22 protein-coding genes and 1 pseudogene are annotated in these 21,759 nt (G+C 51.3%); 7 read left to right on the top strand and 16 right to left on the bottom strand.

Annotated features, from left to right (window positions below; genetic code table 11):
* Positions 1-33 precede the first annotated feature (33 nt).
* The 5 genes from CFB04_RS01665 to CFB04_RS01645 are packed head-to-tail and all read left to right on the top strand — an operon-like array spanning position 34 to position 4,619.
* Entirely contained in the window at positions 34-1,527 is a 1,494-nt protein-coding gene (locus CFB04_RS01665) for a Ni/Fe hydrogenase subunit alpha (RefSeq protein ID WP_088533651.1), read from the top strand.
* On the top strand, positions 1,527-2,006 hold the full coding sequence (locus CFB04_RS01660) for a hydrogenase maturation protease (RefSeq protein WP_088533650.1): 480 nt from the start codon (positions 1,527-1,529) through the stop codon (positions 2,004-2,006). The genes CFB04_RS01665 and CFB04_RS01660 overlap by 1 nt, the downstream gene beginning before the upstream one ends.
* Positions 2,003-3,955: a CoB--CoM heterodisulfide reductase iron-sulfur subunit A family protein gene (locus tag CFB04_RS01655; protein ID WP_088533649.1), complete on the top strand. Its 1,953-nt coding sequence runs from the start codon at positions 2,003-2,005 to the stop codon at positions 3,953-3,955. Before CFB04_RS01660 ends, CFB04_RS01655 begins: the two co-directional genes overlap by 4 nt.
* Positions 3,952-4,407, top strand: a complete 456-nt coding sequence (locus CFB04_RS01650) for a hydrogenase iron-sulfur subunit (RefSeq protein ID WP_088533648.1) — start codon at positions 3,952-3,954, stop codon at positions 4,405-4,407. Before CFB04_RS01655 ends, CFB04_RS01650 begins: the two co-directional genes overlap by 4 nt.
* Positions 4,398-4,619 carry a sulfurtransferase TusA family protein gene (locus tag CFB04_RS01645; protein ID WP_088533647.1) on the top strand — a complete coding sequence of 74 codons (222 nt, stop codon included), beginning with the start codon at positions 4,398-4,400 and terminating at the stop codon, positions 4,617-4,619. The genes CFB04_RS01650 and CFB04_RS01645 overlap by 10 nt, the downstream gene beginning before the upstream one ends.
* Before the next feature lie 57 nt (positions 4,620-4,676).
* Here CFB04_RS01645 and CFB04_RS01640 read toward each other — a convergent pair whose 3' ends face one another.
* Positions 4,677-5,201, bottom strand: coding sequence for an ATP-binding protein (locus CFB04_RS01640; RefSeq protein WP_088533646.1), 525 nt, complete (start codon positions 5,199-5,201; stop codon positions 4,677-4,679).
* Positions 5,202-5,230: 29 nt separating this feature from the next.
* Positions 5,231-5,539, bottom strand: a complete 309-nt coding sequence (locus CFB04_RS01635; RefSeq protein WP_088533645.1) for a cytochrome c3 family protein — start codon at positions 5,537-5,539, stop codon at positions 5,231-5,233.
* 550 nt (positions 5,540-6,089) lie between these two features.
* On the opposite strand from CFB04_RS01635, the gene CFB04_RS01630 reads away from it, so the two are divergent.
* Together CFB04_RS01630 and CFB04_RS01625 are read left to right on the top strand one after the other, a co-directional pair.
* The gene (locus CFB04_RS01630) at positions 6,090-6,299 is read left to right on the top strand and encodes a DUF2191 domain-containing protein (protein ID WP_088533644.1); all 210 of its coding nucleotides are present in this window, start codon (positions 6,090-6,092) and stop codon (positions 6,297-6,299) included.
* Positions 6,292-6,684 (top strand): PIN domain-containing protein, encoded by a 393-nt coding sequence (locus CFB04_RS01625; RefSeq protein WP_088533643.1) that lies wholly within the window; start codon positions 6,292-6,294, stop codon positions 6,682-6,684. The genes CFB04_RS01630 and CFB04_RS01625 overlap by 8 nt, the downstream gene beginning before the upstream one ends.
* 71 nt (positions 6,685-6,755) lie before the next feature.
* Here CFB04_RS01625 and CFB04_RS18480 read toward each other — a convergent pair.
* The 14 genes and pseudogenes from CFB04_RS18480 to CFB04_RS01555 all read right to left on the bottom strand — a co-directional run bounded on the left by CFB04_RS18480 (position 6,756) and on the right by CFB04_RS01555 (position 21,647).
* A pseudogene (locus CFB04_RS18480) lies at positions 6,756-7,544 on the bottom strand (transposase).
* 153 nt (positions 7,545-7,697) lie between these two features.
* A complete protein-coding gene (locus CFB04_RS01615; protein ID WP_088533642.1) occupies positions 7,698-8,189 on the bottom strand; it encodes a hypothetical protein in 492 nt (163 codons plus the stop codon).
* A 91-nt stretch (positions 8,190-8,280) separates the two neighbouring features.
* The gene (locus tag CFB04_RS17990) at positions 8,281-9,129 is read right to left on the bottom strand and encodes a hypothetical protein (protein ID WP_172825418.1); all 849 of its coding nucleotides are present in this window, start codon (positions 9,127-9,129) and stop codon (positions 8,281-8,283) included.
* 35 nt (positions 9,130-9,164) lie between these two features.
* Entirely contained in the window at positions 9,165-11,357 is a 2,193-nt protein-coding gene (locus CFB04_RS01605) for a P-loop NTPase fold protein (RefSeq protein WP_088533641.1), read from the bottom strand.
* Between the two features lie 133 nt (positions 11,358-11,490).
* On the bottom strand, positions 11,491-11,874 hold the full coding sequence (locus CFB04_RS01600) for a hypothetical protein (protein WP_088533640.1): 384 nt from the start codon (positions 11,872-11,874) through the stop codon (positions 11,491-11,493).
* A 78-nt stretch (positions 11,875-11,952) separates the two neighbouring features.
* Complete coding sequence (locus tag CFB04_RS01595; RefSeq protein WP_088533639.1) at positions 11,953-12,516, bottom strand: uracil-DNA glycosylase family protein; 564 nt, start codon at positions 12,514-12,516, stop codon at positions 11,953-11,955.
* Complete coding sequence (locus CFB04_RS01590; protein ID WP_088533638.1) at positions 12,501-13,289, bottom strand: transposase; 789 nt, start codon at positions 13,287-13,289, stop codon at positions 12,501-12,503. The genes CFB04_RS01595 and CFB04_RS01590 overlap by 16 nt, the downstream gene beginning before the upstream one ends.
* Before the next feature lie 232 nt (positions 13,290-13,521).
* Positions 13,522-14,022, bottom strand: a complete 501-nt coding sequence (locus CFB04_RS17745; RefSeq protein ID WP_157698685.1) for a hypothetical protein — start codon at positions 14,020-14,022, stop codon at positions 13,522-13,524.
* A 49-nt stretch (positions 14,023-14,071) separates the two neighbouring features.
* Complete coding sequence (locus CFB04_RS01585; protein ID WP_088533637.1) at positions 14,072-14,512, bottom strand: hypothetical protein; 441 nt, start codon at positions 14,510-14,512, stop codon at positions 14,072-14,074.
* A 228-nt stretch (positions 14,513-14,740) separates the two neighbouring features.
* Positions 14,741-15,082 carry a hypothetical protein gene (locus CFB04_RS01580; protein WP_088533636.1) on the bottom strand — a complete coding sequence of 114 codons (342 nt, stop codon included), beginning with the start codon at positions 15,080-15,082 and terminating at the stop codon, positions 14,741-14,743.
* A 72-nt stretch (positions 15,083-15,154) separates the two neighbouring features.
* Complete coding sequence (locus tag CFB04_RS17985; RefSeq protein ID WP_197692547.1) at positions 15,155-15,421, bottom strand: hypothetical protein; 267 nt, start codon at positions 15,419-15,421, stop codon at positions 15,155-15,157.
* Between the two features lie 86 nt (positions 15,422-15,507).
* On the bottom strand, positions 15,508-16,293 hold the full coding sequence (locus CFB04_RS01570; protein WP_088533634.1) for a DUF5677 domain-containing protein: 786 nt from the start codon (positions 16,291-16,293) through the stop codon (positions 15,508-15,510).
* Between the two features lie 87 nt (positions 16,294-16,380).
* Entirely contained in the window at positions 16,381-17,256 is an 876-nt protein-coding gene (locus CFB04_RS01565) for a hypothetical protein (RefSeq protein WP_088533633.1), read from the bottom strand.
* A 944-nt stretch (positions 17,257-18,200) separates the two neighbouring features.
* On the bottom strand, positions 18,201-21,647 hold the full coding sequence (locus CFB04_RS01555) for a pyruvate carboxylase (RefSeq protein WP_088533631.1): 3,447 nt from the start codon (positions 21,645-21,647) through the stop codon (positions 18,201-18,203).
* Positions 21,648-21,759: the final 112 nt, after the last annotated feature.

Genomic DNA, 21,759 nt, shown 5'->3' with positions numbered 1-21,759 from the left:
TATGAAGACTTTAGTGTTATCAAGGGAGGCACCATGCAGCGCATAACGATAGACCCGATAACCCGGCTCGAAGGGCACGGCAAGATCGAGATATTCCTGAACGATCAGGGCAACGTGGAAAACGTCTACTTCCAGGTGCCGGAACTTCGCGGCTTCGAGCAGTTCTGCGTGGGGAGGCTTCCCGAAGAAATGCCCCTCATTACGAGCCGGATCTGCGGCGTGTGCCCGGAAGCTCATCATCTAGCGTCCGCCAAGGCGCTGGATGACCTCTTCGGCGTCGATCCCCCCCCCGCCGCCAAGAAGATCCGCGAGCTCTTCTACATGACCTTCTACGTAACCGACCACACCACCCATTTTTATGCCCTGGGAGGACCCGACTTCATAGTCGGTCCCGATGCTCCCCCCTCAGAGCGGAACATACTCGGCGTGGTGCGCAAGGTGGGGCTCGATGTCGCAAAGGAAGTAATCGACTGCCGGGCGAGAAATCACGCCATCATCCGGAAGATAGGGGGGCGGGGGGTCCATCCGACGGCGGGAGTGCCGGGAGGATGGAGCAAGCCGCTGACCGAGGAGGAGCGGGGTGAAATCGAAGCCGCCGCCCGCAAGAACATCGACTTCGCCCTTTTCAGCCTCAAGGCTTTCGACGACATCGTCCTCAAGAACCCTGCATTCCTCGACCTCGTCACCTCCGACATCTACCTCCACCGCACCTATTCCATGGGAACGGTGGACCCGAACAGGAAGGTAAACTTCTACGACGGAATGATCAGGGTCGTGGACCCGGAAGGGAGCGAACTAGTCACCTATCCAGCATCCGACTACATGAACCAGATAGCGGAACGGGTGGAACCCTGGAGCTACCTGAAATTCCCATATCTGAAAAAAATCGGCTGGAAAGGGTTCGTCGACGGGAAGGAGAGCGGCATCTACTGCGCCACCCCCCTGTCGCGCCTCAACGTCTCCGACGGTATGGCGACACCACGTGCACAGGAGGAGTACGAGCGGCTCTACGAGACCTTCGGCTGCAAGAAGATCGAAGGCAGGTACCAGCCCATCCACCACCGGCTCGCCACCCACTGGGCCCGCCTCATCGAGCTTCTCTACGCTGCCGAGCACATGCTGGAGCTTGCCAGGGACCCGGAAATTCTTTCGCCGGAGGTTCGTGCGATACCGCAGGACGGGTGTGCGAACCGCTCCGGAATCGGGTCTGTCGAGGCCCCCCGCGGCACCCTCACCCACCATTACACAACCGACGAGAAGGGGGTGCTGAAAAAGGTGAACCTGTTGGTGGGCACCACCAACAACCACGCACCCATCGCCATGTCGATCAAACGCGTTGCGGAAAAACTGATCACCTGCGGGAAAGTGGTTGAGGAGGGGATCCTCAACAGAGTCGAAATGGCATTCCGCCTCTACGATCCCTGTTTTTCCTGCGCGACCCACACCCTTCCCGGAAAGATGCCGCTTACCCTGAACATCCGCGACAGCCGGGGGAAAACCTTGCGCGTCATACGGAGAGAGTTCTGATGGGGACGCGCTCCATCATCATCGGAATGGGTAACGCGCTCCTCACCGACGACGGCGTAGGCATTCACGTGGTTAGGGAGATCGCGCCGGCAGTGCGGGAGAGGAACGACGTGGAGGTGTGCGAGCTCGGGACAGGGGGCATACGGCTCATGGAAGCGATGGCGGGATTCGACAGGGCATATGTGGTCGATGCGATCATAACCGGAGAGCATGTCCCCGGTACGGTCCTGCCATTTGAAATCGAGCGTTTCGTCACCACAAAGAACACCGTATCCACCCACGATACCGACCTTGCGACGGCGCTGCAGATGGGGCGAATGGCGGGGATTCACCTCCCGGAGGAGATCAGGGTCTGGGGAGTTGAGGCCAGCGAAGTCGAAACATTCAGCGAGGAACTGACTCCATCCGTTGCCGCCACCGTGCCGCTGCTGGTGGGGGAGATCCTTGGTGTACTCGAGTGTGACAGGAGGAAAGCATGAAGATTGCGGTATATTTCTGCAACTGCGGCTCCAACATAGCGGAAAAAATAGACCCCGCGGAAGTCGGCAAGGCTGTTTCCGCCCTCCCTGACGTTGCCTGGTTCAAGACGGCGGACTTCATCTGCTCCGAGGATGGGAAGGCATTTCTAGAGGCCGACATCGCCGAAAACCGCCCCGACCGGATCGTCGTCGCCGCCTGCTCACCCCGGGATCATGAAGGCACCTTTATGCGGGTCATGACAAAAGCCGGGATGAACCCGTACCTCTTGCAGATGGTCAACATCCGGGAGCAGGTTGCCTGGGTAACCGAAGAGGCTGAGAAAGCCGTAGCGAAAGCCGTTGCGGCCATCAGCGGTGCAGTTGCCCGAGTGCGCCACCATGTCCCCCTTGAGAAAAAGGAACTGGAGGCCTCCCGTGACGTCCTCATCGTCGGCGCCGGACCGGCGGGGCTCAAAGCGGCCCTGACCCTCGCCGAAGCCGGGCGGAAGGTGGTGCTGGTGGAGAAGGAGCCAGTGATCGGCGGACTGCCGGTCCGTTACGAAGAGCTGTTTCCGGACATGGAATGCGGACCCTGCATGCTGGAACCGGTACTCGGGGAGATCCTTCACGGGGAGCATGCGGAAAACATAGAACTCCTGACCATGGCGGAACTCGTGGACGTAGCCGGCTTTTACGGCAACTTTATCGCCACGATCCACCAGCGCCCCCGCTACGTGGACCAGCACCAGTGCATCGGCTGCGGCGAGTGCATCGCCGTCTGCCCCGGCGAGGCATCCAACGCCTTCAACTGCGGTCTCAACCAACGGCGCGCCATAGACTTTCCTTTCATGGGCGCTCTTCCCAATGCGCCTTTCCTCGACATGGAGGCTTGCGTCAGAAGCCGTGGCGAAGAATGCCGCGCATGCAAGGATTCATGCCCTATGGGTGAAGATGTCATCAACTACGACGACCAGGAGCGAGTCATCGAGCGGAACGTCGGCGGGATAATACTCGCCACCGGCGCATCCCTTCTCGACTGCTCATCCATCCCCTCACTGGGCTACGGAACCCTCCCCGACGTCTATACGAGTCTGGAGTTCGAACGGCTCCTCTCCTCCACAGGGCCTACTGGAGGCGAGATCCTTAGGAGGGATGGCAGTGTGCCCGGATCGGTAGCTATCATCCACTGCGTCGGCAGCCTCGACCCTGATCACCGCGAATACTGCTCAGGGATATGCTGCCAGTATGCCTTCAAGTTCAACCACCTCATCGGAGGCAAACTTCCCGATGCAAGGGTGCATCACTTCTACCGGGAGGTCGCCCTTCCCGACAAGAGCGCCTTCACCCTCTACCACCATGCACGCAAAAGCCCCAATGCCACGTTCCATCGATTCGAATCAGGTGACGAACTGGCGGTGACGGCAGGAAACAAAGGCGGCGCCGTCGTCATATCCGGAGAAAGCCGGGTAGAAGCCGACATGGTGGTGCTCTGTCCTGCAGTGGTGCCGGGTCCGGCCACAGCTGAGCTGGGCAGGCTGCTTGACGTCACCCTGGACAGATTCGGTTTCTTCGAGGAGCTTCACGGAAGGATAGACGCTGCCAGGAGCAAGATAAAGGGGGTATACCTGGCGGGGTCATGCCAGGCGCCGATGGATATACAGAAAGCGGCACTCCAGGGAATGGCGGCCACCGGCCACGTTCTCTCCGACCTCGCCGAGGGGAGGAAACTTGAGATCGAGCCGATCAATGCCGAAATAGACGAAGAGAGATGCGCCGGCTGCAAGGTCTGCCTCACGGTCTGCCCTTACAAGGCAGTATCCTTCGATGCTGAGAAGGAGGTCTCGACGGTAAATGCCGTCCTCTGCCACGGCTGCGGCACCTGCGTCGCCGCCTGCCCCGCCGGGGCCATTACCGGCAACCATTTCACAAACAAGCAGATCATCGAAGAAATACAGGGGGTCCTTGGATGAGCACTGAGGCAACGGCAACGTTCGAGCCGAAAATAATCGGGTTTCTCTGCAACTGGTGCTCCTATGCGGGAGCCGACAAGGCGGGGTCCGCCCAGACCCCCTATCCGCCCAACGTCAATGTCATCCGGGTCATGTGCAGCGGCCGGGTCGAACCGGAGTTCATCCTCCGTTCTTTTGAGAATGGCGCCGACGGGGTTATCATCCTCGCATGCCACCCGGGAGACTGCCACTACAAGGAGGGAAACTACCGTGCCGCCCAGCGAAGCGTCATCATGAAACAGCTCCTCGGCCAGTTCGGCATCGAAGAGGAACGCTTCCGGATGGACTACGTATCTGCAGGCGAAGGAGAGAAATTCGTGCGGGTCATAGGGGAAATGGTTGAATCGGTGCGGCAACTCGGCCCGCTGGTTCTTCGGAACGAGTCACGAAAGGAGGCATCATCATGGCGGTAACGATACTTGATGCAAAGGGGCTCAAATGCCCCCAACCGACTCTCAAGGTAACGGTCATGGCGACCAAAATGAAGCCTGGAGACGTGCTGGAAGTCATGGCAGACTGCTCCACCTTCGAGAAGGACATCAAGGACTGGTGCGCCCGGTCGAAGAAGGTGCTTCTCTGGTTCAAGACCGAGGGGACGGCGCAGAAGTGCCAGATTCAGTTCTAGGCACAGAAAAAATGCAGTAGCACTAGAAAGGGCAGCCGCAACGGCTGCCCTTTTGTGTCAAACGTCCGGATCGCCTTCACTATCCTCGGAATTATCGACAAGAACATGCGGGCAGAGGGGTGGTGTTTCGTCGTAGTACCGAACGTATTTTTTCCAATTGCGGAGCTTAGCTTCGTCCCGATCGTTCCCGCGCCTGCGCATCCGTTTCATCCGGATTTCAGGGGGGCAGGAAATGTAGTGAATCTCCACGGGAGCCCCCAGGCGTACCGCCAGCCTTTCGCACCAGTCGGGATTTCTGAGCTCCCTGGTAAACGGTCCGGCAATGACCACATCGATGTGCCGCAGGTTGTCGCAGGCTATATCGAACAACTGCTCGTAGATCGGCTCGCGAAAGTGCTCCTTGAAGAAGGTACTGTCCCTGTCGGCAGGGTCTCGTCCAGCCAGTTCCAGCGCCAATCGCACCAATCCTTCGGTTGAGACGTCAATGTCCAGAAAGGCCGCGCCCAGCCGCTCCGCCAGCTTCTTCCCATAGACAGTCTTACCGGCTCCAGGGCTCCCACAGACTATATAGGCTCGGCCCATCTCATACTCTCTTTATTTGTACTCGATACTTACTTGTTCCGCTTGTGACATTGATGACATTCCATCGGACCCCGGCCTTTTTCACGATGGCAACCCTTGCAGAAGTAATGGGCTATGACTGGATCGAAGGATTTCTCCGGCTTGTACAATGACGGCTTTTCCGTCTTGTGACAGGGTCTGCACCCTTGGGGAGCGAGCCACTTCTGATGGGCGGTGTGATTGAATGCTATGTCTCCTCGTGAAGCTTTGAAAACAAAGACTTCGTCCCGGGAATCTTTCGCACCACCCGGTGTTCCAAGGAGAACCAGCGCAATGATAATAGCAGACGATACTTTCATGGTCTCCGTCAAATGTCTATGTCAGTACCACAACGTGCCGGCTGCGGCTCGAATATCATGTGGTATTGTAAACCAGTGGATTTGCGCGTCAGATTTCCAAGTGGCAAGGATTGCGGCAAGGTTTCCGAGAGTTGCAATCCGCCTGGCCACGTTATTACTCTTCGACCGTTGGGTTGCGGTCTTGAGGCGGAACTGAATGAGGTCTACATCACGTCCTGCAATTATTCCTGGCATGGTGAGTGTACTGATGGGGCTGAGGCTTCAAAAAAGAGGTGGCAGGGTTTCTTGCCAGCAAATAACCGCATCGCTAATTTACACGTTTGGTCATCTTCTTCATGCTGACAACGACCAAGCTCAGCCGCACCGCTTTCTGGCGTCGGCTGGTGTGCCTTATTGGGCAAGCTTGATCACGTACCTATCCTGTGCTCTGCAGTCCGCACATTTGAACGATAAAAAAGCAACCCCATTGCCGCGAGAGCCGCAAAATATGTTTACAATGTAGCACAATAATGGTACAAAATTTCATGCATTATATTCATGGAGAAATGTCATGGCGCGAACTACCATAACGCTTCCACAAGATCTTCTGACCGAACTGATGTCTCTTGTTAATGCACGCAGCAAAACCGAAGCCGTAATTACCGCTATAAGAGACGAAATCAGGCTGCGAAAACTGGAACGGATCAAATCCTTAGCTGGTAAGCTGGAGTTTGTCGTCGAAGCAGACAAGCTACGACACGGAGACAACCGTCTTGGCTAAGGTTCTCATCGACACCTCTGTCTGGATCGATTTTTTCAGAAAACAGCAACCTGTTCATGGTGCCGTTGTTGATCTCCTTGACTCGGATAGTGTCTGCTGTATTGGACTGATCCTCGGAGAGTTAATGCAAGGAGCCAAGTCCGAGCGAGAGCTATCGGTCATCAGGGATTTTGTTCATGTCTTTCAATTTCTTCCTGAATCGCCCTCGTTATGGGAGAAAGCCGGCCAGATGGCCTACACCTTGCGCCGGAAAGGAATAACTGTCGGTCTGGCTGATTGTTATATTGCTGTGGCAGCAATCGAAGCAGGTGCCCAACTTTTTTCCCTTGATGGTCATTTCGAAGTAATAAGAGAGCATTCCAGAATTTCTCTTTTTGGTAATTGATGTCTTTTCGCCCATTCCGTCGCCATCTGGATAGATCCCAGGGTCGGACCAAATCAAAATGCTGAATTGATTCAGAATTCCTGCCAATAGAAGCTATTTTCAGGTCTTAGAAGCGCATTTTCGGGGGTGAAATCGGCATTGTAAGGCGCTGGCTCTTCTCGCAGGAAACATACTTCACTTGTATCCTCTTGTATCATTCTCCCTACCGCCCTTATTCCCAGACGAGCCTTTATCTCCTCCACATATCCGCTGCTGCCGACAGCGATGCTCTCGCTCCAGAGACTCTCCCGTTGAGGCCGACCACTTACCAGTGCGTCCTCGACCCACTTGCGGTGGTGATCTGCAACCTGCTCGGAATCAGGGATGCCGCAGAACTCCCGCAGCCCCTGCTGATCAATCACGCTATAGCGCTCACGCGGGTTCTGGATTTAGTTGTAACCGCCGTTTTCCCATTCGGATGGATGCTTCACGACTCCTGCACGGACCATGTTCAGATCGATGTAGACGAGGCAGCGAATAAGGTGCTCGTTCCGTTCTACCGCCGTTGCATGATAACGATCCTCCCAGAATGCGCCTTTGCGTTCCTTGCGTTGGTTGAACTCCTGGGCAGTTCTTCCGGCAATAAGCTGGATGCTGTTGGGAATGACTTCCGGCGCGCTGTCTATCACCAGCAGATGGATGTGATTGGACGTGACTGCATAATTGAGGACTCGCAGGCCGAAGCGTTTCTTCGCCTCGAAGAGCCAGGACTGCCACCGGCGCCTGTCTTTGGCAAATTTCAGCAGGAACTCCTTTTTATGGCACCGATGCGTGATGTGCCATACCTGCCCGGGAATGTAATGACGGTTCGCTCGTGCCATGCTTAGAGGCTCGTTTTCGGGGGTAAAAATGTACTTCTAAGGCCGATATACAGGGTCAATTCACAGGCATACCCTCAAAATTTCAAATACTTGCCGTGGTCCGACCCAACACGGACCCAACCCATTTCCACATTCACCGCAACAGCTTGCCTGCTACAAACCCTTTGTCATCAATGTAATATTGGTTGCCTCATAACGATTCTGACCGTTTTCTGGCATTGTTGATTTATACTTAGAGTCAATTTCACGCCTCTCTTCTTTTGTAACTAAAGTGACTGCCAAAGATTTTTCGACAATTTCAAACAATTCATCATTGCTCTTCTTTTTTAAGCCTTGTTTCAGCTCTGACTTTATAAGGCCTAATGGAAAGTCATGCTCAAGATATAATAGTTTTATTTTCTCATTATCTGTCAAAGAATTGTTATTAACAATATCATTGGCTCTACTTGATCTTGGATAGTGGTTTAACATTCTTTTGTGGTTGTAAAAAATTTCGCCTTCGGAATTTCTTGTGCTCATGTTCCTAATCAGCTTATCAAATGGGTCACCATGCATCAGCGCCTCCACAAGATCAGTGTCGAGAGAAAGTAGCTGTTTGCAGATGTTTTTCATTTTCTCGGTGTACTTCTCAATAGTATCAGCCATATCTTCTTCCTTTGTTCTTAATGTTCCTTGCCCAACGGCTTGAGGGTCTGCCGCTTGCCGGCAGCACCCGAGTGTTATGCATCAGCGCTCTCTATAATCGCCTCAATGGCAGTGGAGCACAGAGTTTGCTTATCATATCATCAGTCATGTCACAAACAGTGAGTTGTTCGTCAAGGGCACGCAGATAGTGCTTCGCCTTCGCTACCGCTCTAGTATTAGTATGGTCTACGTAGTACATGACCCTTTCCTTTAAGGCCAATAATTGCTTCCTGACATTGTTATTTGCTTCTTTTTCTTTTTCAGCATCGAACGTTCTGCCGAATCCGGCAATAATAAATGAATGTGAAAGCCGTTTGAAGGGAAACAAAGCAGTTGTCCCGTCTTCTGTTTTTACCATTCGTGAGAACATTTCCTTAACACATGAGTCTGTTTCTTCATCTACAAAACGGCACACCTCTTCATCAATTTCAACAAATGGAGTTCCGCGCTCGTCTGCTTCAAGCTTAAAAGCACATACGCCAGCCTCACGGGCGTATGCCCTCTGATAGCCACTTCCGATAACCTGGCCGTCTTGGTGATATATTGCCCCCCTTGTGATATACCCGCGGCACATAATCCCACGTACGAGCAACTCGATAACAGCGCCCCAGCAGTGGCTTACAAGGTTAATAAGTCCAGCAGGTGAAACTTCTGATGAAACAATAACGCAGTCTGAAATTTGGGTAATTCTGAAATTGAGGTTCTTTTCGATGCACATACTTCCTGGGCAGATCGTTGCTCCACGACGGAGGATTTTATCCTCATCCTCTCGTGTCCCCAGCTTTGAAAGGCATTCGACGATTTCTGGCAATGTCATGCCAGTTCCAGCTTCTGACGCTTCGACCATGCTCTTGAAGCCAAGTACATCAACGAAGGCAATGAATTTTTCCTCAAATTTCATGTATCACTCTCGTCTTCTTTCTTCTGCATAACGTCTCAAGGCGCAGCGGCTTGTCCGTCTGCCGCCGCTTGTTGGCCTTTGCCCTCCTCTGATTTAGCCTGTTCCTGAAGGACATAGTTGTGCAGCCAAAGAAATTGGTTGGTAAGCAATAGGTTTCTATCGTTATCGTCTCTTGGATATTCTTTTGCAACGGCAGGCAGTTGGCCAATTTCCTGTGTTATTGCGGAGAGGATGATTTCAGGATCAACTAGACCAACTATGGCATTGTACTGTTCTCTTTCTAGGTCAGATTTATGCGATATTCCAGATTCCACTCCCCATGCGGTAGGAACGAATGTGTCTAAAAACCTGAAAACAGACTGTTTGCGAGTTTTGAAAAAGCTGACAAGATAGTCTTCTACGCCTGATTTACCAATGTATTTTTTGATCTGATACAACAAATTGCCACATGTTTTAGGGTAGTCTGTAGTGATATCTACATCACCTTCTAAAGCTGATTTAATACGCTCGGCTAAGATAGTCCCAATTGCATTTATTTCGTCTTCTGTAAAGCCGTCAATTTCAGGCCGATCTTTATCTTTTACTCGTAGCCATCGGCAAATCTCGACAGAGAATTCAAGGTCTGGCGCATTTTTAATACAAAGCTGAGAAAAAGATATTTTTTCACTTTTTTCTGAAATGTTTTGAATTAGGTCACTAACAAGCATTGCCGCTTGAGCAAATGGATTGTTGAAGTTGAATAAGTTTTCTGGGTTAGGACATCTACCAGAATAGAGCAGAAGAACTCCTGCCAATGTCATCGATGACTCTCGTGATAGTGATTTGGCGCGTGAGCGTAGTTTTCTTATGAGCCGATCTGCATTTTGAGTTGTCAATAATTCGTCTAGTAGTTTAGCGGTTTCAGCGAGATCTTCCTTTGATGAAACTTCGATAAGAAGTTGTATTGTCTGGTCTGGGATATCGTCCTCAGGAATAGCATAAGTGAAATATCTTTGGAAATATGCCGAAGAGCATATCCTCTGAGCCTCCGACCAGCTTTTTTCCCAATCACTTCCATAGTGTGTGTTTCCGTACACTGCTTCAAGTTTTGGAAAGATTGATTTTAATAAACTTAATATTCCGTCTACCTCTTCTGGGTCCGATGAGTTTATTGCTTTTTCAATGGTAGAAATAGTGTGTGATTTCTCTTTATCTCGGTTACCATAAGAGTCCCTTACGCTACCGGTGAACATCCCCGCATCTTTTTTTATGACCTCGTAAAGTTTAGGGAAAAACACTCTCACACCTTCTATTAACATGACATCTACCGGATTTGTTTCTCCTTTAAGAATTGGCAATGAGAACATTAAGATGTTGCCATACATCCTAGCGATTCTCGGAGTTTTTAGCCTTTTATCAAAAGCGAGTGTGAAATCTCTGACAAATTCCTGAACCTGCTGATCTGTTAGCTTGATTTCAGCTATAGCGAGCGCATTGTCTACACCTTCAAAACAAAATCCTCTTAATACTTTCCGATCCACAGAAGGTAAGTTTAGTGGCACCTGAATAATCTTTTCTAGGAACGCTTTACCTGCATTCTCAGCCCCTGCACCATATCTATCTTGCAATGCAGATGAAACCACTTGTTCGTCAAACGCCAGTATGTAGGAAGTATATTTAAAGTCTGCGGTCAGCTTTACTAGCCTGAACGTTGCATGAATTTCTTCTTTTTCCAGCCGGTCGATGTCATCAGCTAATATCACAACTCTCTTTTTTGCTTCTTCCAATGCGGTTTCTATTCTAGACCTTAATTCGCTTAAGGACGGACCAGTCATAAATTGAGCTACACCATCACCAACACCTTTTTGCCCAAATGCGCCGGCAGCTGCCGGCGCAACCTTTTTGACAATGTCTTTTAACTTTTCTCCAGAAGTTATCAGCTTTGTATCAAGAGCATCTGCAATGTTATGAAAAAATCCTTCAAGTAATTGTTCTTCTGTGCCATATCGCCAAGGATTAAATCTGATACATATAACATTTGATTCAGTTTTTAATGCTTCTTCAATGAAGTTCAATACTGTAGTTTTTCCATCACCCCAAGCCCCATAAAGTCCGATAACGATGCTACTTGGATCAGTCCTGTTAGCAATGACCTCCGATATTCGCTTGGAAAAGGGCCATCGTGAGAATCTATCCTTATCTGGCGTAGATATTGGCGCATCTGATGAGTAATTTATGTGATCTGCCATAATAATTCTCCTTCTGTAGGCCAACGGCCGAAAGGCTGACCAGCCCGCCCAGTTCTTCCGGGCGGTCTGGTCTAGCCGCGAGTTGGCAACATATCAGCTTTCATTTTTAGATATACAGCGTCGAGCTTCACGCCTACACTTCTTTGTCAGATAAGCTCTTATTTTGATTTGATTCAGCTTTCATTTTCTCTATCTTCGCTGTTTTCTTAAGGTATGAGGCCAAGAATAACAATAGCGTTAGGCAAAAATAAGTTCCGCCTATGTATCCTACCAAGGAGACACCTGCAAAAGCTCCCCATGCCAATGAGACAGCGCCTACAACAATTATTGTCCATGGTTTCGCATCAGATATGACTAGAATGGGGTAGATGAACAGCTGAATTATTGGCGCAAAGATCAGTCCAGCAAAGAATAGTATGAGAAAAGTTCCGCCAGGCTCAGAAGCGTGACCCCCTTCTGCCCACAAGGAGGCGCACACTACTACTAGCCAACAGATAAGGGTTCTATTATTTTTCATTTTCCTCAGTTTGCCAACGTCTCAAGGCGCACCCGCGTAGCGTAGCGAAGACCGTGTGCCGTCGCGGGTTGAGCTTGTCTACTTCAAGTCGACAGATACAAGCTTGAAAACAGTACTGTAGATTGCAGATTTTTCAGGATAAGGCGCCGTCGGATGGGGAAGGACGTAACGTTTTATGCTGGTGTCGCCAAACTGCATCCATTCCCCTTGGGCTACTATTAGATCCTTGAATGGTCTATCGTCTCCACAGACTGCGCTGAAAGATTCAGCTGCTGGCTTTCCAAGGAGGATAACCACCCTTGGTCTGATGAATTCAATTTCTTTGTGCCACCATGGCTTACAATTTTGTAGTTCAGCAGCGGTAGGTTGGCGGTCTCTTCTCCCGTTCCGCCGTCCGGTCCAGCAATGGAGAACATTTGTTGTGTATGGTCTGGCAAATATTTTAATCTCCGGGTTAACGCTGTAACCTACCCGCTTCAGGTATTTGTCAAGAAAGAAGCCACCTGGCCGCCTAAGTTGGCCATCTTCACCGATCCAGTGTGTGCCTGACTTTCTTATGCCGTTCTCTGATGGTGCTTGAGGATCCCGGATCCCGGGGTCGGACCAAATCAAAATGCTGAATTGATTCAGAATTCCTGCCAATAGAAGCTATTTTCAGGTCTTAGAAGCGCATTTTCGGGGGTGAAATCGGCATTGTAAGGCGCTGGCTCTTCTCGCAGGAAACATACTTCACTTGTATCCTCTTGTATCATTCTCCCTACCGCCCTTATTCCCAGACGAGCCTTTATCTCCTCCACATATCCGCTGCTGCCGACAGCGATGCTCTCGCTCCAGAGACTCTCCCGTTGAGGCCGACCACTTACCAGTGCGTCCTCGACCCACTTGCGGTGGTGATCTGCAACCTGCTCGGAATCAGGGATGCCGCAGAACTCCCGCAGCCCCTGCTGATCAATCACGCTATAGCGCTCACGCGGGTTCTGGATTTCGTTGTAACCGCCGTTTTCCCATTCGGATGGATGCTTCACGACTCCTGCACGGACCATGTTCAGATCGATGTAGACGAGGCAGCGAATAAGGTGCTCGTTCCGTTCTACCGCCGTTGCATGATAACGATCCTCCCAGAATGCGCCTTTGCGTTCCTTGCGTTGGTTGAACTCCTGGGCAGTTCTTCCGGCAATAAGCTGGATGCTGTTGGGAATGACTTCCGGCGCGCTGTCTATCACCAGCAGATGGATGTGATTGGACGTGACTGCATAATTGAGGACTCGCAGGCCGAAGCGTTTCTTCGCCTCGAAGAGCCAGGACTGCCACCGGCGCCTGTCTTTGGCGAATTTCAGCAGGAACTCCTTTTTATGGCACCGATGCGTGATGTGCCATACCTGCCCGGGAATGTAATGACGGTTCGCTCGTGCCATGCTTAGAGGCTCGTTTTCGGGGGTAAAAATGTACTTCTAAGGCCGATATGCAGGGCAATTCACACGCAAATCCTCAAAAATTCAAATACTTGCCGTGGTCCGACCCAACACGGACGGTTGTCATCTCTGCCAACGGTCGGGCGGAGACCCGGCGCGGCCTTGTCTCGACCGGGTCTACTGGCCTCGTTGGAACATTCATGTGGTGTGACGTGATGGTCCAAATAATCCAACTTCAATAAACTGACCTAGCCCCAGCTTCAATTCCACGCTGTGTGTCTGCATTACCACGGCAACGTGTAGGAATAACTATGTCATCGCTTGGATTACAAGCTTTACCTTTCATTGAGAGTGTTGCACAACGTCCATACTTGACTCCCAATTGATAACAAGATTGGCCGCCAGAGGTGTTTTGTTCTGTAACTTTTGGTAGATTAACTGATCTTGCTTCAAAAACTAACCCTTGCTTGTCATAACATTTCAATGTCCCGTCTCTGTCAATAACATAATAGTCTTGTGATCCGTACTGAATATATTTCGATCCAACTTTTTTGACCTTTTTGTCACTTCTGCTTCCGTCTCGGAAAACCTGTTTCAGATGATAGGCACCACTGGACTTGTATATGGTAATATCAGTACCGATACCCTCAGGGCCATCATCTTTCCAACTACCTATCACTTGAGCCTGTACAACCGTTGCCACAAGCAATATCATCAAACATAAAACAATCCTCATTTCCCCCCCCTCGTTCTGATGGTGTTTTATAGATTCCAAAGCCGGCTGGTTATTGGGCCGGTGGCGTTGGTTGCACATTCATACGAAAAATATAAATTCCAAGCACCTCACCCGAGACAGCTTCCTGTTGCCCACTGGAAAGGAGTTTGTCACGACTCACGATTTCGGTCATTTTGAAGACATAATTAACATGCTCAAGGTGCCAGCCATGTTCTTCGACTGCTTCTAATATAGATGCGTGATCCGCTGTTTCGCTTGTAGTAAATACCCCCATCATTGGCACTACCCCACCACGGGTAGTACTTAAGGGCATCACTATTTGAAAGAATTTTGCTCCTGCCTCTTTTGCAGCTTGCGCCTTTTCTCCTGCAATTTCAGCTTCCGTCTTGGTGACAGATTTGATAACAGGTGGTGTGTCCTCAGCCCCACATGTGCATCGAACTATGTCTCCCTCGTTATTACTACCGCACGCTGGGCATGTCCAAGTCATAGCGCTCCTCCCATTCGTACTTCATAAGCTCTCTTTCATATGTTTTTTCCTGGGCTGCATTGACTATCTGCGATCATCTTGTCAGCTTCGTGTTCAACAGCATGAGGCTGACAAGTCCGCCAGGTTCTGGGGGCGGTCTGGTCTAGCCGAAAGTTGGGGCTTCGCTCTGTCTGTGCCCTATGTCGGTCGGCCGCCCCCTATTAGCTTCTTCGCAACCCTGCAACTCCTTCATTTATCCGGCACCCACGTGACGTGATCCATTGGAATAAAATTCCCTCCACAAGAACATGAGATGTTGCCGTCAGCATTTTTTGATTTTCCACAGGTCGGACAAATCACTACCCTGTGCTCAGGGTCCATATTTCGAAACACTGTGAAAAGCACTCCCATAATTATGCAGATAACAAGCGGAATCCCCCAGAAAGGAAAAACAGGATGGAAGGGACGCTGGTATTTGTCCCAGCCAATGGCTTGAAGAAACGCTGCTAGCAAGAAGCCGGAAATGAACCTCTTTGTGTTCCTTACCTGCTTTGCCTTCTGGATTTCTCCAGCCGTCTTTTTAATCCACATTGTTGCTCTTCTTAAAATACTTCATGTCCTTACTTCACTCTCTTCCAACGGCCTGGTTAGGTGTCATTATTTCTACTGCTCTTCCTCGTGGCATTTACCTTTATCGACATGGGTTTTAATAACCAGAATCAGCCCATAGGCTCCAATAGCTGCCTCTCCGACCAGGACTCCTAGTGCTTGCCAACCGCTGATGACCAAGCCTGTACCTTCAGGATTCGCCCAATTCCGATAGATGATACTTCCGTTCAGAAGATACGCCTTAGTATCCATCAGAGCGATCAAAACAAGGCTACATGAGAAAATGAGCGTGACTTTGTGTCTTTTTATGTTCTCTCTCATATTCACCCAACGGCTTGCGCCCTTGACCCGCACCGGGGCGCTTCTCAGCCCCGGTCGGTGTCCAAGGGCCTGGTTGTAGCTTCGACTCACATATCGTCGAATTCAGCACCACACGCATTAAACTCTTCTGCAATTTCTTGAAGATCAAATAGTTGTAAAACTCTTTTTGTAGATACTATAAAAGTTTCATTGGCTGCCAGAAGCACCATGTCAAGGCCTGAAACATCAGGCCCCCAATTCAATTGTTCGATGTCATTGTCCTGATTTAGAAGAAGGTGTGATTCAAGGTCTCGGATTCTGCTGTGAACTGTGCTGCATAAACTTGCATATATCGTGTTGTAGTAATCCGACATTTTGGCTTTTTGCGCGATGAATTCTGTTTTAAGTTCCTTGTATTTGTTTTTGCATATTTCGCATTTGAGGTCATCGATCAGCTTCCTTATCCCGGCTTCCTGCTGTTCGTCTTGGACTCGTAGATTTTTTGGCAGGTTCATGTAGGTGTTCAATGCCTTTAATTGCTGTACTTTGTCGTCCTTTAGAAAATCCTGTGCAATGTCTGGATTCTCGGCAACTGAAACTAACGAAAAAGATACTTCTACCAAAGTTCGAAGTAATATTTGTGCTTCATATAGCATTCCTCTTTCCATGAGCAGCACAATTGCCTGGAAATGGCTCAATAGCCTGTTAAACCAAAGAGATACCAAAATCTTTTGAAGATCGTTGTTGTTAACCTTGATGGAAAGGAGGACTTCCTGGCCGAGCTTGCTGCATCTCTCGCTTAAGGAAAACCACTTTTCGTTTTCCTTCCTGTGTTTCTGAATCCATTCCTTTATTTCCTCTGAGAGGAAGCCGGCATCATGTATTGATGACACTTGTTTATTTCCTAATCGCTACAACGGCTGAGAGCTGACCGGCCGACTTTGTTTCTGGGCCGGTCTAGCGCTTGGTTGAAAGCATACTTATCTACTATTTATGCACATATCTAAGCGGTCTGATTTCTTGTTTTGGAAAGTCGAAATATATGCTGTTTTTCCATCATAATCCAAACTGTCAAACATATAATTCATCGTAATGTCACCAATTCTTTTGAATAGTGCTGTTTTTAATGGGAGATAATCCTTCGTTTCATATTTCAGGCATAATTGAGGAATACCCATGGCTTGACCAACTTCTATGGAATGGGGTTTTGGCAATCCCATTTTTACTGCGGCGGTATTTGTTGACTCGATATATTTCTCTAAATCACTGTTATCTGTGCCTTTATGAATACTATTAGTGAAGTCAACGCCCAGATTGGCAATAAAACTATCAACTCGTTCCTTTTGAGTTTCAGTCTCCAAGTTGTTGCAATCATAATTGGAGTGCTCAACATTAATACAAGCGTACAAAAGGAAACATTTCTTTTCTAACACTCCGTTTGCGTCCACTGTTTGTTTCCCAAATGAAATTTTAACGTTCTGTCCCTCCCAAATAGACTCTTCCATTTCATAGGTAGCATCGCCGCGCTTTCGAATAATTGGTTTGCCATGTTTTTTGGAAAAGGCTGCTATTTCTGATTCGTTACAACTTCTGTCAACCTGGTACAGTTGGCCCCTATCATTGAAAAAGTATTTAGTATCGTTTTTGCTGTAGATTTTGGCGCAACCTAAAAATTTTGGTCTCCCGTAAGCTTCAGCTTCTGTAAATTTCTTGAAAGGGGTATCTCCACACATTAACCCCTCAACCAATTTCGGCTCATTCTTCAAATTTTTTGTAGCATTAGAAGCACCAGTGGCAAGGCAAGGAGTAACAGTCAGACTGCAGGAAATTACGGTATAGATAATCAATCGATTCATTTCATCTCCATTTCTTTTCAACTCGTTATTGAGCAGTTAGAACATAATTTATATATGTATAAATAAATTTCTATTATTAACAAGTTTATACATATATAAACCAGCAATGTTTCTAATATTATAAACCCGCGAGCATGCTAGGTAACTAAGAATTTATACTATTATAAACATCGGTCATTTTTAACCGACGCTACTCATTTCTATTACTATAAACTTTTCCAGTGTCGTCCCTCGAATGCACCCGTAAGGGATTACCCAGACCTTCTTGTCCTTATCCCAGCGACCACCGTTAGCTTTTACCTGGGATTGTAGATTAGTCTCTTTCACGCCGATCTTGAGGCCGACGAGCTTACTATCCGGATATTTAGGCGGTGGCAGAATCCAGTCAGACTCACTGACGATTATTTCAATGGTCTGGTATTGCTTCCGCTTGTTGGCGTCATATCGGTACCGTACACAGACGAGAGCTTCGCCGTTCGCAGTCAACGTGTCAGATCTACACGCTTCACAAATCTAAGTCTTCCCTCACCTTTTTGACGGCCTATTCTGCCGTTTCCAGCGCAAGATGATACTGAAGTAATTCTCACTTTTCCAGATTTTTATCCGATAACAGGAATCCTTTCGAGTATCGATATTGCGTTGTGTAGTTTGTGTAGTTAACGACGTTAAAAAAGGGCAGCTCCAATAGGAACTGCCCTTTTCTTCACCTTCGGGATCAGGAGTTTGTCGAAACGCTCAGGTTGTTCAAAAATAGCCAGATCGTCGCACCCGCAGACAGCCCCACGGAGGCTTAGCAGGCTACGCCGCGGCATTCATGCCTCAGCGGCGTCAGATTCGCGATGATTCCGTCGTCGGCGACGACCGATGGCCCGCAGGCGTAGCAGGCGCTACGTCGAGGAGCCTGAGGAGGAGCCGGCGGCGGAAGGGCGCGAATATGGCGTCGCCTACGCTAAGACGATGATCAGGTCCTCCTTCTCCACCTTCTCCCCCTCCTTGAACTTCACCTCGGCGATCGCTCCGTCCTCCTTCGCCTTTATGTTGGTCTCCATCTTCATCGCCTCTGTGACCATCAGGACGTCGCCGGCCTTCACCTGATCCCCCGGCTTCACCGCAACCTTAAGGACCTTGCCCGGCATGGGCGCGCCTATGTGCTTGGTGTTCCCCTTATCCGCCTTCTCCCGAACCGCCTCGTCGGTCTGCACCGACTGGTCGCGCACGACGACCTGCCGCTGCTGGCCGTTCAGCTCGAAGAAGATGTGGCGGGTTCCGTCTGGGTGTACCTTTCCGATGGCGTTGAGCTTGATGATAAGGGTTTTTCCCGGCTCGATCTCGATGGAGGTCTCCTGCCCCGGCTCCAGGCCGTAGAAGAAGATCGGCGTCGGAATGACAGAGGTGTCGGAAAACTCCTGGCGGTGCTTTACGAACTCCGGGTAGACGTGGGGATAGAGGAGGTAGCTCATCAGGGACTTGTCATCCACCGGCTGCCCGACCTTCAGCTCCGATTCCAGGCGCTTCTCCTCGAAGTCCGCCGGCTCCAGCAGCTCGCCGGGACGGCAGGAGATCGGCTCCTCGCCGCGCAGGATGATCTTCTGGAGGGCCTCCGGCCACCCCTGGTACGGCTGGCCGAGCATCCCCTTGAACATCCCGATGACCGACTCGGGGAAGGCCAGCTCGTCAGCCTTTGTGAAGACATCCTCCGGCTCCAGGTTGTTCTTGACGAGGAACATCGCCATGTCCCCAACAACCTTGGAGGAGGGGGTGACCTTCACGATGTCGCCGAAGAGGTGGTTAACCTTGTAGTACATCTCCTTGCACTCCTCCCACCGGTCGAGGAGGCCGAGGCCGGCCACCTGCGGCTTGTAGTTGGAGTACTGGCCGCCGGGGATCTCGTGGTGGTAGACCTCTGCGGTGCCGCTTTTGAGCCCCGATTCGAACGGTGCATAGTAATCCCGCACCGTCTCCCAGTAGTTGGCCAGTTCCTGCAGCCCCTGGTAGTTGACCTGGGGGTCCCATTCGGTCCCCTTGAGTGCCGCCACCAGCGCGTTCAGGTTGGGTTGGGCGGTGAGGCCGGAAAGTGAGGAGAGCGCGGCGTCGACGATGTCCACACCTGCCTGGCAGGCCATCAGCAGTGTGGCAGCACCGTTGGAGGATGTATCGTGGGTATGGAGGTGGACCGGAATGCCGATGTTCTCCTTGAGCGCCTTCACGAGCTTGTATGCCGCCATCGGCTTCAGGAGCCCTGCCATGTCCTTGATGGCGAGGATGTGGGCCCCCATCTGCTCCAGTTCCTTCGCCATGTTCACGTAGTACTCGAGGGGATACTTCTCCCGCTTCGGGTCGGTGATGTCGCCGGTGTAACAGATGGCGGCCTCGCAGATCTTCCCTGTCTTGCGGACCGCCTCCATGGCGACCTTCATCCCGGTGGTCCAGTTGAGGGAGTCGAACACGCGGAAGATGTCGACACCCGATGCAGCCGCCTCGTCGACGAACCGTTGCACCACGTTGTCGGGATAGTTGGTGTAACCGACGGCGTTGGAGCCGCGAAGGAGCATCTGGAAGAGGATGTTCGGAATCGCCTCCGAGAGCTTGTGGAGCCGCTGCCAGGGGCATTCTTTCAGGAAGCGCATTGAGACGTCGAAGGTGGCGCCCCCCCAGCACTCCAGCGAAAAGAGGTCGGCCCCCAGGTAGGAGGTCGGCTCAGCGATCTTAAGCAGGTCGTAGGTCCGCATCCGGGTCGCCAGGTTGGACTGGTGGGCGTCCCGCATCGTGGTATCGGTAAGAAGGAGCTTCTTCTGTTCGAGGATCCACTTGGAGAGCCCCTCCGCCCCCAGCTCCATGAGCAGGTCGCGGGAACCGGCAGGACGCGGCTTGGTGTAGTCGATCTCCGGGACGTGCGGCTCCATCAGCTCAGCCGATCTTAGCGGCCTGGCTATACCGGGTGAGCCGTTCACCACTACGTCGCCTATGTATTTCAGCACCTTGCTGGCGCGGTCCTTCTTCTCCCGGATCTGGAGAAGCTCCGGGTGCTTCTCGATGAATGAAGTATCGCATGTTCCGGCCAGGAAAACCTGATGAGTCACCACGTTCTCCAGGAAGGGTATGTTGGTCTTAACACCGCGGACGCGGAATTCCTGGAGTGAGCGGTGCATCACGTGGGCCGCTTCCTCGAAGGTTAGGCCCCAACTGGTGACCTTCACGAGAAGGGAATCGTAGTGGGGGGTGATCTTTGAGCCGGTGAAGGCGTTCCCAGCATCGAGACGCACGCCGAAGCCTGCCGCGGAACGGTAGGTAGTGAGGGTCCCGAAGTCGGGGGCGAAATTGTTGGTGGGGTCCTCGGTGGTTATCCGGCACTGGATGGCGTAGCCGCGCATGTCGATGGCGCTCTGGGAGGGGATGTTGATCTCCGGGTCGGAAAGCTTCTTCCCTTCGGCGATGAGGATCTGCGCCTGCACGAGGTTGCGGCCGGTGATCATCTCGGTGACGGTGTGCTCCACCTGGATGCGCGGGTTCATCTCGATGAAGTACCACTCCCCTTCCTGGTCCACGAGGAACTCTACGGTCCCGGCGTTGCGGTACGAGACCTGCCCCGCTATCTTGAGGGCAGCAGTGCAAAGCTCCTGGCGCTGCTTGTTGGTGAGACAGAGAGCCGGCGCGAACTCCACCACCTTCTGGTGGCGGCGCTGGATCGAGCAGTCCCGCTCGTAGAAGTGGACGAGATTGCCGTAGGCGTCGCCGAGGACCTGCACCTCGATATGCTTGGGGTTGATGAGGTAGCGCTCCAGAAATACTGCGGGGTTGCCGAAGGAGGCCTTGGCTTCGCTGCGGGCCGCCACCAGCCCTTCCAGCAGCTCCTTCTTGTTGTGGGCCACCCGCATGCCGCGCCCGCCGCCACCTGCCGCAGCTTTGATTATGATCGGGTATCCCGACTCCTTGGCGAACTTCAGCGCCTCCTCTTCCTTCTCGATGGGATCTTCGGTCCCCGGTACGGTCCGGACTCCAGCCGCCAGCGCCACCTTCCGGGCAGAGACCTTATCCCCGAGGGCGCGCTGCATGTCTGCAGTCGGTCCGATGAAAGCTATGCCCGCCCTCTCGCACGCTTCCGCAAACTCCGCGTTCTCCGAGAGAAAACCGTATCCCGGATGAATGGCGTCCACCTCGGCGCGTTTCGCGATGGAGATGATCTCGTCAATGCCCAGATAGGCATCGATGGGACCCTTCCCCTTCCCTACAAGGTAAGCCTCGTCAGCCTTGTAGCGATGCAGCGACAGCTTGTCCTCGTCGGAATAGATTGCGACGGTGCCGATACCCAGTTCCGTGCACGCACGAAAGATACGGATCGCAATCTCGCCGCGATTTGCAGCCATTATTTTTCTGAATTTTTTCTCCTGCATCGTTAGGGCTCCTCCACTATGTTTTTATCCAAAATAAAACCGATAAAGCATGATAAAAGTTTTAGTAACGCTAAAATAGTTTCAGTATTCCGAATACTTATACACTGCTCAC

Origin of the sequence: Geobacter sp. DSM 9736, assembly GCF_900187405.1 — a bacterium.
GTDB lineage: Bacteria > Desulfobacterota > Desulfuromonadia > Geobacterales > Geobacteraceae > DSM-9736.
The sequence above is the reverse complement of the archived record's forward strand: the minus strand, read 5'-3'. Positions and strand labels throughout refer to the sequence as shown.

Coding starts and splice junctions, on each gene's coding strand:
- CFB04_RS01665 (WP_088533651.1), top strand. CDS start 34: ATGCAGCGCATAACGATAGACCCGATAACCCGGCTCGAAGGGCACGGC.
- CFB04_RS01660 (WP_088533650.1), top strand. CDS start 1,527: ATGGGGACGCGCTCCATCATCATCGGAATGGGTAACGCGCTCCTCACC.
- CFB04_RS01655 (WP_088533649.1), top strand. CDS start 2,003: ATGAAGATTGCGGTATATTTCTGCAACTGCGGCTCCAACATAGCGGAA.
- CFB04_RS01650 (WP_088533648.1), top strand. CDS start 3,952: ATGAGCACTGAGGCAACGGCAACGTTCGAGCCGAAAATAATCGGGTTT.
- CFB04_RS01645 (WP_088533647.1), top strand. CDS start 4,398: ATGGCGGTAACGATACTTGATGCAAAGGGGCTCAAATGCCCCCAACCG.
- CFB04_RS01640 (WP_088533646.1), bottom strand. CDS start 5,201: ATGGGCCGAGCCTATATAGTCTGTGGGAGCCCTGGAGCCGGTAAGACT.
- CFB04_RS01635 (WP_088533645.1), bottom strand. CDS start 5,539: ATGAAAGTATCGTCTGCTATTATCATTGCGCTGGTTCTCCTTGGAACA.
- CFB04_RS01630 (WP_088533644.1), top strand. CDS start 6,090: ATGGCGCGAACTACCATAACGCTTCCACAAGATCTTCTGACCGAACTG.
- CFB04_RS01615 (WP_088533642.1), bottom strand. CDS start 8,189: ATGGCTGATACTATTGAGAAGTACACCGAGAAAATGAAAAACATCTGC.
- CFB04_RS17990 (WP_172825418.1), bottom strand. CDS start 9,129: ATGAAATTTGAGGAAAAATTCATTGCCTTCGTTGATGTACTTGGCTTC.
- CFB04_RS01605 (WP_088533641.1), bottom strand. CDS start 11,357: ATGGCAGATCACATAAATTACTCATCAGATGCGCCAATATCTACGCCA.
- CFB04_RS01600 (WP_088533640.1), bottom strand. CDS start 11,874: ATGAAAAATAATAGAACCCTTATCTGTTGGCTAGTAGTAGTGTGCGCC.
- CFB04_RS01590 (WP_088533638.1), bottom strand. CDS start 13,289: ATGGCACGAGCGAACCGTCATTACATTCCCGGGCAGGTATGGCACATC.
- CFB04_RS17745 (WP_157698685.1), bottom strand. CDS start 14,022: ATGAGGATTGTTTTATGTTTGATGATATTGCTTGTGGCAACGGTTGTA.
- CFB04_RS01585 (WP_088533637.1), bottom strand. CDS start 14,512: ATGACTTGGACATGCCCAGCGTGCGGTAGTAATAACGAGGGAGACATA.
- CFB04_RS01580 (WP_088533636.1), bottom strand. CDS start 15,082: ATGTGGATTAAAAAGACGGCTGGAGAAATCCAGAAGGCAAAGCAGGTA.
- CFB04_RS17985 (WP_197692547.1), bottom strand. CDS start 15,421: ATGAGAGAGAACATAAAAAGACACAAAGTCACGCTCATTTTCTCATGT.
- CFB04_RS01565 (WP_088533633.1), bottom strand. CDS start 17,256: ATGAATCGATTGATTATCTATACCGTAATTTCCTGCAGTCTGACTGTT.
- CFB04_RS01555 (WP_088533631.1), bottom strand. CDS start 21,647: ATGCAGGAGAAAAAATTCAGAAAAATAATGGCTGCAAATCGCGGCGAG.